General features: G+C 60.3%; 11 protein-coding genes. All 11 read right to left on the reverse strand.

The window, feature by feature from the left end; translation table 11 throughout:
- Nucleotides 1-5: 5 nt before the first annotated feature.
- Nucleotides 6-785: a triose-phosphate isomerase gene (gene tpiA / locus HMPREF2967_RS13390; RefSeq protein WP_070564450.1), complete on the reverse strand. Its 780-nt coding sequence runs from the start codon at nt 783-785 to the stop codon at nt 6-8.
- Nucleotides 786-827: 42 nt separating this feature from the next.
- Nucleotides 828-2,045 carry a phosphoglycerate kinase gene (gene pgk / locus HMPREF2967_RS13395; protein ID WP_070564448.1) on the reverse strand — a complete coding sequence of 406 codons (1,218 nt, stop codon included), beginning with the start codon at nt 2,043-2,045 and terminating at the stop codon, nt 828-830.
- A gap of 237 nt (nt 2,046-2,282) precedes the next feature.
- Nucleotides 2,283-3,290 (reverse strand): type I glyceraldehyde-3-phosphate dehydrogenase, encoded by a 1,008-nt coding sequence (gene gap / locus HMPREF2967_RS03300; RefSeq protein ID WP_070532937.1) that lies wholly within the window; start codon nt 3,288-3,290, stop codon nt 2,283-2,285.
- 481 nt (nt 3,291-3,771) lie between these two features.
- Nucleotides 3,772-4,761 (reverse strand): DNA-binding protein WhiA, encoded by a 990-nt coding sequence (whiA, locus tag HMPREF2967_RS03305; protein ID WP_070564445.1) that lies wholly within the window; start codon nt 4,759-4,761, stop codon nt 3,772-3,774.
- 179 nt (nt 4,762-4,940) lie between these two features.
- Nucleotides 4,941-5,939, reverse strand: a complete 999-nt coding sequence (yvcK, locus tag HMPREF2967_RS03310) for a gluconeogenesis factor YvcK family protein (protein ID WP_070564442.1) — start codon at nt 5,937-5,939, stop codon at nt 4,941-4,943.
- A gap of 76 nt (nt 5,940-6,015) precedes the next feature.
- Nucleotides 6,016-6,897: an RNase adapter RapZ gene (rapZ, locus tag HMPREF2967_RS03315; RefSeq protein ID WP_070524299.1), complete on the reverse strand. Its 882-nt coding sequence runs from the start codon at nt 6,895-6,897 to the stop codon at nt 6,016-6,018.
- 38 nt (nt 6,898-6,935) lie between these two features.
- Complete coding sequence (gene uvrC / locus HMPREF2967_RS03320; protein ID WP_070683013.1) at nt 6,936-8,990, reverse strand: excinuclease ABC subunit UvrC; 2,055 nt, start codon at nt 8,988-8,990, stop codon at nt 6,936-6,938.
- A complete protein-coding gene (locus HMPREF2967_RS03325; protein WP_070684985.1) occupies nt 8,990-9,613 on the reverse strand; it encodes a PH domain-containing protein in 624 nt (207 codons plus the stop codon). The genes uvrC and HMPREF2967_RS03325 overlap by 1 nt, the downstream gene beginning before the upstream one ends.
- A gap of 83 nt (nt 9,614-9,696) precedes the next feature.
- A complete protein-coding gene (gene ribH, locus HMPREF2967_RS03330) occupies nt 9,697-10,179 on the reverse strand; it encodes a 6,7-dimethyl-8-ribityllumazine synthase (RefSeq protein ID WP_070524305.1) in 483 nt (160 codons plus the stop codon).
- A gap of 42 nt (nt 10,180-10,221) precedes the next feature.
- Entirely contained in the window at nt 10,222-11,484 is a 1,263-nt protein-coding gene (locus HMPREF2967_RS03335) for a bifunctional 3,4-dihydroxy-2-butanone-4-phosphate synthase/GTP cyclohydrolase II (RefSeq protein ID WP_070524307.1), read from the reverse strand.
- Between the two features lie 11 nt (nt 11,485-11,495).
- Complete coding sequence (locus HMPREF2967_RS03340; protein ID WP_070564433.1) at nt 11,496-12,134, reverse strand: riboflavin synthase; 639 nt, start codon at nt 12,132-12,134, stop codon at nt 11,496-11,498.
- Between the last annotated feature and the right edge of the window lie 15 nt (nt 12,135-12,149).

Consider the following 12,149-nt stretch of genomic DNA (forward strand, 5'->3'; position numbering starts at 1 on the left):
AAGAACTAAGCGCCCTGTGCAGCGTTAGCCGCCAACTTGGCAAACTCCTCGCCCTTCAGGGATGCACCGCCGACGAGGCCGCCGTCTACATCAGGCTTGCCCACGATCTCTGCGATGGAGTCGACCTTGACGGAACCGCCGTAGAGAATGCGGATGCCTTCGGCCACTTCATCGCCACCCAGCTCGCGAACGAGCTCACGGATAGCGGCGCACACTTCCTGTGCGTCATCAGCGGAGGCAACCTTACCGGTGCCGATTGCCCACACGGGCTCGTATGCGATGACGGTTTTAGCAAGATCCTCTGCGGAAAGCCCCTGCAGGGAGTTGCGCGTCTGGGTAACCACGTAATCGACGTGAGTGCCAGCCTCGCGCACGTTGAGGGGTTCGCCGACGCACACAATCGGGCTGATTCCGTTGGCCAGCGCCGCTGCAGCCTTTTCCGCAACGAGCTGGTCGGTCTCGCCATGGTACTGACGGCGCTCGGAGTGGCCTACGACTGCCCACGAGCAGTCCAAGGCGGACAGCATCTTGCCGGATACTTCACCGGTGTAGGCGCCAGACTCGTGCTTGGAAATATCCTGTGCGCCATAGGTGAACTGGAGGTCGTCGCCGTCGACAAGCGTTTGCACAGTGCGGATATCAGTGAACGGGACCATGAAGGCCACGTCGACCTTTTCGTAGTAGTCCTTCGGCAGGGAGAAGGCGAACTTCTGCAGGGAGCTGATGGCTTCCTTGTGGTCGAGGTTCATCTTCCAGTTACCAGCAATTAGCGGGGTACGTGCCATGATTAGCCTTTCTAGATCAGACTGTGTTGACGGTGTATATGACTAGGATTCCAGGACCTTAACGCCCGGCAGCTCCTTGCCCTCCAGGAACTCCAAGGAAGCGCCGCCGCCCGTGGAAATGTGGGAGAAGCCTTCTTCGTCGAGGCCGAGGAGGCGGACGGAGGCTGCGGAGTCGCCACCGCCAACGACGGTGAAGGAGCCGTTCTTCGCGGTGGCGTCGATGATGGACTGAGCGACACCTGCGGTGCCCTTGGAGAAGGCCTCCATCTCGAACACGCCCATCGGGCCGTTCCAGAAGACGGTCTTGGAGGAAGCGATGACCTCGTCGAACTTCTTTACAGACTCCGGTCCAATATCGAGGGACATCCAGCCCTCCGGAATTCCGTCGAGTGCAACGACCTTGTTCTCTGCGTCAGCGTTGAACTCGGTTGCAGCAACGAGGTCGACCGGCAGGACGATCTTGTCGCCGAAGCGCTCGAGCAGCTCCTTGCAGTTGTCGATCTGGTCTTCTTGCAGCAGGGAATTCTGAACGTTGTAGCCCTTTGCAGCCAGGAGCGTGTAGCACATGCCGCCGCCGATGATGACCTTGTCGGCCTTGCCAGCAAGGGCTTCGATCACACCGAGCTTGTCGGAAACCTTAGCGCCGCCGAGTACGACAACATACGGGTGCTCAGGCTTCTCAGCCACTGCTGCGAGGGTCTCCACTTCCTTCTGAACCAGCTTGCCGGCGTAGGCAGGCAGGCGCTTGGCGACGTCATACACCGAAGCCTGTGCGCGGTGGACGACGCCAAAGCCATCAGAAACGAAGGCGCCATAATCCGCAGCGAGTGCAACGAGCTCATCGGCAAAGGCCCCACGCTCGGCCTCGTCCTTGGAGGTTTCGCGAGGATCGAAGCGAACATTCTCGAGCAGCAGGACATCGCCATCATTGAGGCCGTTGGCGCGCTCATGGGCATCCTCACCGCTGACGTCGCCGGCCAGGGCAACGTACTGGCCCAGGGCCTCAGACAGTGCCTCAGCAACCGGTGCCAGGGAGTACTTCGGGTTGACCTCGCCCTTCGGGCGACCCAGATGCGCGGACAGGATGACCTTGGCTCCGCCTTCGATCAATGCCTTGATAGTCGGCAACGAGGCGGTGATACGGCCAGAGTCGGTGATGTTTCCCTCGTCATCGAGCGGAACGTTGAAGTCCGAACGAACAAGGATGTGACGGCCGGAAACGCCTTCTGCGAGCAAGTCGTCCACAGTCTTGAAAGCCATAGTGTTCTCCTTAAAGGTAGGTATTCAAGCTAAAGGTTAATGCTATTCAATTAGAAAGTGTGGTGAACGCCTAGCACGGCGGGTTCGGGGCGCCGTGTGCGTTCTGGATAGACGAATAACGGCCCAGCGCACGCCACGTAATCATGAGGCGTGGCGCATGGGCCGGTTTTCTAACCTGTGGTGCTACCGCAGGCAATCACAGCTTGGTTCACTGTGCTCATTCTAAGAATCGAGTCCTTAGAGCTTGGAGGCAACCAAGGAGGTGGTGCGGACGAGCTGGTTGGTGTAGCCCCACTCGTTGTCGTACCAGCCGAGTACCTTGACCAGGTTGCCGTTGGAGACCTTGGTCATGCCGGCATCGAAGATGCAGCCGTGCGGGTCGGTGATGATGTCAGTGGAGACAATCGGGTCCTCGGTGTAGCCCAGGGTCTCACCGAATTCGCCGGTAGCAGCTTCCTTGATGGCAGCGTTGATCTCCTCGGCGGTAACCTCGCGGGAAGCCTCGAAGGTCAGGTCGGTGGCGGAACCGGTGATGGTCGGAACGCGCATTGCGTAGCCGTCCAGCTTGCCCTCGAGCTCCGGCAGAACCAGAGCGACAGCCTTAGCAGCGCCGGTGGAGGTCGGAACCATGTTCACGGCGGCGGCGCGGGCGCGGCGCAGGTCGCGGTGCGGAGCATCCTGCAGGCGCTGGTCACCGGTGTAGGAGTGAACGGTGGTCATGAGGCCCTTCTCAATGCCGAACTTGTCGTTGAGGACCTTTGCCATCGGAGCCAGGCAGTTGGTGGTGCAGGAAGCAGCGGAGATGACGTTGTGCTTATCAGCATCGTACTTGTCGGAGTTGACGCCGTAGACGAAGGTGCCGTCAACGTTCTTGCCCGGTGCGGAGATGATGACCTTCTTGGCACCGGCCTCGATGTGAGCCTTGGCAGCCTCACCGTCGGTGAAGAAGCCGGTGGACTCGATGACGATGTCAACGTTGTGCTCAGACCACTTCAGGTTCTTCGGGTCACGCTCTGCGGAGACAGCGATGCGGTGACCGTTGACGGTGATGGACTCCTCGTCGTGCTCGATGGTGCCGTCGAAGCGGCCCAGCACGGAGTCGTACTTAAGCAGGTTGGCAAGAGTGCCGTTGTCAGTCAGGTCATTGACGGCTACGACCTCGAGGTCGGTGTTGCCCTGTGCAACTGCACGGAAGAAGTTACGGCCGATACGGCCAAATCCGTTGATACCTACGCGAATGGTCACTGTAATGTCTCCTCAAATAATCGAGTGAAGTTCTGTTGTGGGGCTTCCGAGACTCTGTCTTTAACGGCAGTGCGGTAAACCGCTTCCGCGGAACCGTTGCTCTGCCACTTCCGTGACGTGCTCGGTGGTTTTCCCAACACGGCCGATAGTACCGACCCATTGTGCTTCCCGCAGTGAGCATGTGAGCTCCTGTTGCAAGCTCTCACATGACGGCACAAAGAGGCGTACACTGTTAAGGCTTCTATCGGGGATGGTGGGGGACCAAAGTTCAGACACCTGCGGTAATGCCCGATTATGTGGGATTGTGTTGGGTGTCGGAATTGTAGGGTGGGATATCTCACTTAACCGGAAAAGAGCGGGTTAACCCAAAACAGTACGGGCACCCAAACCGTGAAAAATGCCCCAGACGAGCCTTTCAGTGCCCGAACGGGCACTCACGACTCTGTCTGGGGCAAGGATTGGAAACTACGACGTTTGGATCCTAGGACTCCTCAAAGAGATCCTCAGTCACCGCTTTCGTCGTATCCGGTACACCAAGTTCCTTGGCACGCTTATCCGCCATGGACAATAGGCGGCGAATACGCCCAGCCACCGCGTCCTTGGTCATCGGCGGATCTGCCAAACGCCCGAGTTCTTCCAAGGAGGCTTCGCGGTGCTGCACACGTAGGCGGCCAGCATCAGCCAAGTGCTCCGGCACGTCATCACCCAAGATCACCATGGCACGCTCGACGCGGGCCGCAGCGGTTACTGCCGCTCGAGCGGAACGGCGCAAGTTGGCATCGTCAAAGTTGTCGAGGCGGCGGGAGGTGTCGTGAGCCTCTCGCTGGATGCGCTTCTTTTCCCACGTCAGGCGAGTCTCCTGAGCGCCCATACGGGTCAGCAACGCGCCAATGGCGTCGCCATCGCGCACCACGACGCGGTCGGCGCCGCGTGTTTCCTTGGTCTTCGCCACCACTCCCAAACGGCGCGCGCAGCCCACGAGGGCGAGAGCCGCCTCCTGGCACGGACACGTCACCTCGAGCGCTGAAGAGCGGCCCGGCTCTGTCAATGATCCTTGAGCCAAGAAGGCTCCACGCCACGCCGCTTCATTATCAGCAACAGAACCTGAAATGACCTGCGGTGGCAGGCCCACCACGGGGTGTCCGGAGCGAGTTACCAAACCCAGCCGCCTCGTAAGCTCCTTGGCCCCGGAGGTGATTCGCACTTGCACTCTGCTCTTCTTAGAGGATGCAGCGGGACCCGCCACATGGGTGCTCGCCGCGATTGAGTACAGCTCATCGAGCGCAGTGACTAAACGATTGGCCACGCTCTGGGATTCCAATTCGACCTCGTACATCACTCGATCCCCGGTGATGTGGAGGTCACCGGCAAACCTGAGAATTGCGGCAACCTCCGCCGCACGAGCGGACTGGCGCGGTACGGACACCGCCGTAAGCTCTTCCTTGACCTGATCGGTCAACGACGCAGACACCTCGTGCCTCCCCTTTCGACTCTTGACACAGTGCACCGCGAACGTCGGCAGTAGCGCAGTACGACGCAGCCTGACCTCACTCTAGAAGGCACGCAACGCGTCGCGCCGCACTTGTGCGCTATGACGTATGCGCTATGACGTAGCAGTGAACAATGAATGCCCCATAGTCTATCGTGCGCCTAGCCCCGATGAGTGCCCGGGGCACCCGCCGTCGCCCCACGTTCGGCAGCGTACTCGGCATACAGTTCGGTAAGAACCTGCGCTAGCTTGTCTGGACAGTGTTTGTTCAGCGAGTTCCCGTCAGCGTCCGTCTGACAGACATCCCGAAATACTGCGCTGGCGCCGAGCACACTAGCAGCGCGCTGCACAAAGACTCGCTCCGATTCATTGGGGAGACCGGTGCCGTCGACGATGACTTTGTCGACCCGCAGGTTTGGCGCATGCTGCGCTAGCACGTGCAGGTGGCGCTCCGCAGAAAACCCCTGGGTCTCCCCTGGTTCGGCGGAAAGATTGAGCACCACCACGCGAAGGGCATCCGACGACGTTATAGCGTTGACGATGTCCGGAACGAGAACGTGCGGGAGCACGGAGCTAAACCACGAGCCGGGGCCCAAGGTGATCAAATCCGCGTCGTGCAGCGCAGCGATCGTTTCCGGGTTAGCTTCCGGCTTCTCCGGGATGATGCGCACGCGGCGCACCTGCCCCACAGTTGAGGCAACGGCCACCTGGCCGCGCACGGAGCGCATGATACGGGGGTCGTCGTCAAGCCCGGAAACATCCGCCTCAATCTCGAGCGGTAGATTTACGGCCGGCAGCACCCGTCCGGCCGACTCCGTCAAACGCGCAACGGCATCGAGCGCCGCCTGGAAGTCCCCCAACACCTCGTTGAGTCCGGCGATAAGGAGATTACCCACAGCGTGCCCGGCCATGGCACCTGTGCTCTGGAATCGATGCTGCAAAGTAGAAGCCCACAGCTGTCCTTCGTCCGAATCGCTCGACAGAGCGGCAAGGGCCATGCGCAAATCACCAGGCGGGATGATGTCCATCTCACGGCGTAAGCGGCCGGAGGAACCGCCATCATCGGCCACAGTGACAATGGCGGAGATTGTCTCCGCGCCCGTACGGCGTGCGGCCAGCAGAGTTTGATACAGCCCATGGCCGCCGCCCAGGCTAGCCATGTGGATAGGGAGAGTCGTCACGGGAATAATAGCTTTCAGTTATTTAGGTAGGGAATGAATATGTATCTTATCGCACCTAATCGCGAGAAATATCTCGGTGCAACGTGCTCACATCGAGGTCACCGCGGTCCCTGAGGCGGCGGGCAATTTCTTCCGTAACGGCCACCGAGCGATGGTGCCCACCGGTACAACCGATGCCCACGGTGATGAAGTTCTTCCCCTCATGGCGGTAGCCGGTGAGCATCGAGTCAAACATGGTGATGAACCGCTCGATAAAGGGCTCAGCCGCCTCTTGAGACAAGACATAATCCGCAACCGGCTCGTCGGTGCCACGGTACCCCCGCAGCTCAGGTACCCAATAGGGATTGGGAAGAAAGCGAACATCAACGACAAGGTCCGCATCACGCGGTGAGCCATGCTTGAAGCCGAAGGACTCAAGCGTGACGTGTTGCTTCTCATGACCCATTTCGCCGAAGGATGCTTCGATAGCGCGCCGCAGATCATGGACGGACAGGTTGGTCGTATCGATGATGATGTCCGCGCGCTCGCGAATTGATTGCACCGCTGCGCGCTCTCGTTGGATGCCTGCTTTGAGGGTTTCGCCCTCCTGCATCGGGTGGGTACGCCGCACCGAATCGAAGCGACGGATGAGCACATCATCGCGCGCATCGAGGAAAAGCAGGGTGGGCTTCATATCCAGCTTTTCGAGTTCCTCCAAGGTTTCCGCTAAAGAACCCGGAAACATTCGGGAACGCACATCGGTCACCGCGGCAATCTTTGTCACCGGGGAATCGGGCCGAGCGCACAGCCTCAGTAGGTCGACGATAGACTTCGGCGGAATGTTGTGGGCTACGTAATAGCCCTTATCCTCCAGCACTTTAGCCGCCGACGTCAGGCCACCGCCTGACATGCCCGTGATCAAAATGGGTGGGGAGTCTAACAGCGTCATGACTTCCATTCTTACCATCTGATCACGAGGCAAGGAGGGAAACCTGCTTAGGAATCCTGGAGATGATCAAATACCGTCTGCGCCAGCTTCGGGCCAAACCCCTTCACCGCAGCAATCTCCTCCACGCTGGCCTCTTTGAGCTTCTTCACTGAGCCGAAGTGCTTCACCAGATCGGTGCGCCGCTGCGGCCCCAATCCCGGTACCGCATCGAGTACGGACGAGCGCATCCGCTTCGACCGCTGCTGTCGGTGGTACGTAATAGCTACGCGGTGCGCCTCATCGCGGAGGTGCTGAAGAAGAAATAGCGCCTGCGAATTACGCGGCAGAATCACCGGCTCATCATCGCCCGGGACCCACACTTCTTCCAGGCGCTTGGCCAGGCCGATGAGTGTCACATCGACGATGCCGAGCTCGTCGAACACCGCCTGCGCCGCCGCCACCTGCGGTGCGCCACCGTCGACGATGAACAGTTGCGGCGGGTAGGAGCTGCGTTTGGTCTGGCTCGCGGCCTCCTCGCGGACCATTTCTTCAGCGAAGGTGGTGTTTTCCAGCTCCTCGTCCGGAACCGCTCGTTTGTCCTCGTGGTGGTGCTTGAAGCGGCGCCGGGTCACCTCAGCGATAGACCCCACGTCGTTGGAGCGGCCATCGCCCGCCGCCTCCTTGATGCGGTAGCGGCGGTAATCGGACTTGCGCGGTAGCCCATCTTCGAAAACCACCAGGGAGGCCACGACATCGGTGCCCTGAATGTGCGAGATATCCGTGCACTCGATGCGCAGCGGCGCGGAATCCATGTCCAACGCTTCCTGCAGCTCCTGCAGGGCTGCGGATCGAGCAGTAAGGTCTCCGACTCGCTTGAGTTTGTGCTGCCGCAGCTGCTCCTTCGCATTGCGCTCGACGGTCTCCATCAAGGCGCGCTTGTCACCGCGTTGCGGAACCCGCAAGTCAATCTGCGCGCCCCGCAGGTCCTCCAGAACTATCTTCACTTCACCGGCTTCGTCCGGCAGCGTTTGGACCAAGATCTCACGAGGGATGGCGTTTCCCCGATGAACCGCGGTATGGGATTCCTGGTCTACTCCCCTGCGCTCCAGCTTGGCGTCTTCCGCGGCCTCCTGGCGCTGGCGCTCCACGGCATCCGAATAGAACTGGATTAAGAAATTCTGGATGAGCGCCGGAAGCCCCGGATCAGGCTGTCCTTCCTCGATTGGCTCCGTGATGGCTTGGTCACCGGAGCGTTCCACCACCCAGCCTCGCTGGCCGCGGATGCGCCCCGCGCGCACGTGAAAGATCTGAACTGCCGCCTCCAACTCGTCGGAGCTAAACGCGATGAGGTCGGCGTCGGTGCCGTCGGAAAGCACCACAGCCTGTTGCTCCATGAGCTTGTCAATCGCGCCGAGATCGTCGCGCAGGCGGGCAGCCAGCTCGAACTCGAGGTTCTCTGAGGCTTCCTCCATTCGCTGGGTTAGTCGCTTGCGCACAGGACCAGTATTGCCGTTCATGAAGCTCAGCAGCTGGTTCACCGTCTCACGGTGTTCCTCGGCGCTCACCCTGCCAATGCAGGGGGCATCGCATTTTCCGATATACCCCAACAAACAAGGCCGCCCCAAGCGCTCATGGCGGTTGAATACCCCTTTGGCACACGTGCGCATAGGGAAAATTCGCGTCAGCAGGTCAAGCGATTCACGCACTGCCCAGGCGTGGGAATAGGGGCCAAAGTAGCGCACACCTTTACGGCGTGGGCCGCGGTAGAAAAACGCTCGCGGGATGGTCTCCCCCACAGATACCGCAAGCATCGGATACGTTTTGTCATCGCGGTACATGACGTTGAAGCGTGGATCGAAGCGCTTAATCCACGTGTACTCCAGCTGCAGCGCTTCCACCTCGCTGGCCACCACGGTCCATTCCACCGAAGCCGCAGTGAGGACCATTTGGCGGGTCCGCGGGTGCAGTTGCGTGATGTCTTGAAAATAATTCGATAGCCGCGCCCGCAAATTCTTTGCCTTGCCCACATAGATGACGCGGCGATTATCATCGCGGAACTTATAAACGCCCGGATCCGTGGGGATGCTTCCGGGCGCAGGGCGGTACTCAGAGGGATCGGCCACTAGTCATCCTGCGGCATGTAGCGGGCTTCCAAGTCACGGAAAGAGCGGACCTTGGTGATAATGTCCTGCTTATCGCCCGATTGCAGGGCCCACACCGGAACATATTCAAAGTCAGGAAGTTCGATGCGTGCCATGCGCGAGCCTTCGGGAAAGGACAGGCCATAGATGACCTGCCACGGGTAGAAGCGGGTTCCCACAATGTTGCGGATCTCTACGCCATCGGAGTTCGCGCGCAGCCGCGGACGCGTCAGCGCCAACCAAGACAGAATGGAGATAATCACGCCGACGCCGGGGAAGGCAAACTTATCAATCGTCGTCACAGTCGCGCCGGTAAAGGACAAGCCAACCGTGAAGCCCATAAACAGGTGCGCTGCCATCACAAGGATGATCCAGATGATTGCCACCTTGCGCAGGTAGGGCGAGGTGGCCTCATACTCCCAGGGCTTGGATGAAGTCTGGGCGAAGGGATCGGCGCTGGTATAAGCCCGCACCTGCTCATCGCTCACGCTCGAGGAACCCCCAGACGCAGCGGGCGCGCCCGGCTGCGAGGATTGGGAGGCCTTGCCAGCGCGGGCTGACCGCGCGCGCTCTTCGTGCGCCGAAGGCACCTGTGGATCCGTCATCGAGTTTCCATCTCCTCATCACTCCGCTAAGACAGGCCACGGGCCTGCGCGATATGCAGATCGCCGTGGTTGCGCTTGGCAGCCTACTTTAGGGTCGACTCGTTCAGTGTACGCAACGTATGCACGGTTTCTAAAGCTGCATGCATAGCCTCCGCGCCTTTATCTTCTGAAGAGTTCTCAAATCCGGCGCGATCGACGGCTTGCTCATAGTCGTTCACCGTCAGGACACCATTTCCCACGGGCGTCGACTCGTCGAGAGCAATCCGCGTCAGTCCCTGCGTGACCGAATCACACACGTAGTCAAAGTGCGGAGTGCCGCCGCGGACGACACAGCCCAGCGCCACGACAGCATCGTGGGTGCGCGCCGCAGCTTGGACCACGACGGGCAGCTCAAGGGCGCCGACGACGCGCAACGGAGTGACCTCAGCGCCAGCGGCTTCGGCGGTCTCAAGCGCGCGGCGGTGCAGCTGATCGCAGATCTCGGCGTTCCACGTGGCGGTGACTACGGCGACGCGCAGTCCCTCTCCCGAAACATTGTTCGGGGTTGGCAGGCCTTCCTTGCTCACGGTGTGCTCCTTTGTTTTGTTCTAGTGTTCGGTCTTAATGCTCTAAGAGTGTTTGAGATCCCATTCGGCCACCTGTGGCAGGTCGTGGCCCATCCTGTCGCGCTTCGTGCGCAGATAGCTAATGTTTTCGGCCGTGGCGGGTGTAGCCAGCCCGGTGCGGGCGGTGGCGTCAATGCCGAAGCCCTGTAGCCCTTCACCCTTGTGTGGGTTGTTGGTCAAGAGGTTGACGGATTTCACGCCCACATCGCGCAGGATTTGTCCGGCAACGGAGTACTCGCGGGCGTCTTCAGGCAGCCCCTGTTCCACGTTGGCGTCGACGGTGTCCATCCCGTCATCTTGCAAGCGATAGGCCTTGAGCTTGTTCACCAAGCCAATGCCACGCCCTTCCTGTCCGCGAAGGTAGATGACAATGCCACGCCCGGCCGCTTGGACCGCGCGGAGGGATTCCTGCAGCTGCGGGCCGCAGTCACAGCGCTCAGATGCAAAGACATCACCGGTCAGGCACTCAGAGTGCACGCGGACAGGTACGTCTTCCGCACCGGAATAGCTCTCCACGTCACCGACGAAGAGGGCAATGTGCTCGCGCTTGTCGACGCCATTCACATAGCCCACCGCGCGAAACTCGCCGTACTCGGTGGGCAGGCGGGTTTCTACCTCGCGGTGAACCTGTTGCTCATTGTGGCGGCGCCATTCGATGAGCTGCTCGATGGAGATCATCGTGAGCCCATGGGCGTCGGCAAAGCGGCGCAGCTCCGGCGAGCGAGCCATATCCGTGGGGTCTTCTTCGGAAACGATCTCACAGAGCACGCCGGCCGGGCGGAGCCCCGCCAACCGTGCCAGATCGATCGCGGCTTCCGTGTGGCCATCACGCTCGAGCACACCATTCGGGCGGGCAGCCAGCGGGACGACATGGCCCGGGCGCGTAAACTGCGACGGCTCGGAGGAGGGATCAGCCAACTTGCGGATGGTCTCACAGCGCGAGGTAGCGGAGATGCCAGTGGAGCCATTAGCCAGGTCCACGGTGACGGTGTAGGCGGTCTGCCGCACGTCCTGGTTAACCGCCATCATCGGGGGCAAGTTCAGGCGCTTGCAGTCCTCTGGGAGCAAAGGTGCACAAATATATCCGGAGCTATAACGCACCATGAAAGCCACGAGTTCCGGGGTGGCGAGCTCGGCGGCGAAGATGAGATCACCTTCGTTTTCCCGATCTTCATTGTCCACGACGACGACGGCCTTGCCGGCCGCGATGTCGGCGATGGCTTGCTCGACGCTATCTAAACTAAAAGCTGAATCTGCAGCGCTCATAAGGACTAACTCTATCCCTCTGTGCCCGCGGCGTGGGCGTTAGGGTGAACCATTTTCTCAACATACTTTGCAACCACGTCTACCTCGAGGTTTACGCGGTCGCCGGGCGCCATCGCACCAAACACGGTATCGCGCAATGTGGTGGGAATGAGAGAGACCTCAAAAAAGCCATCCGCGCCAGGTTTATCTTCATCCGCCGACACCGCGGACACCGTCAGGGACGTTCCTTGGACGGCGATGGATCCCTTCTCCACGACGTATCGGGCGAGCTCCCGCGGCAGGCTAAAACGCAACACCTCCCAGTGCTCCGAGGGGGTGCGGGAAAGCAGCGTGCCGGTGCCATCGACATGGCCTTGCACGATGTGGCCGCCCAAACGAGTCGTTGGGAGCACCGCCCGCTCGAGGTTAACCGCCGAACCCACTTCGAGTTCTCCCAATGAACTACGGTTCAAGGATTCCTTCATAACGTCTGCGATGAAGGTTCCTTCTCCCAGCTCGGCTACTGTCAGGCAGACGCCGTTGACAGCGATGGAATCACCCAACTGCGCATCACTCAGCACGGTGGATGCCGCGATGCCCAAACGGACTGCATCGCCCTGCGGTTCCACGCTATCGACGCGCCCGACTTCTTCTACGAGTCCGGTAAACATAGTCCGTACTCCCCT

The organism is Corynebacterium sp. HMSC059E07 (assembly GCF_001814395.1).
Classification (GTDB): Bacteria; Actinomycetota; Actinomycetes; order Mycobacteriales; family Mycobacteriaceae; genus Corynebacterium; species Corynebacterium hesseae.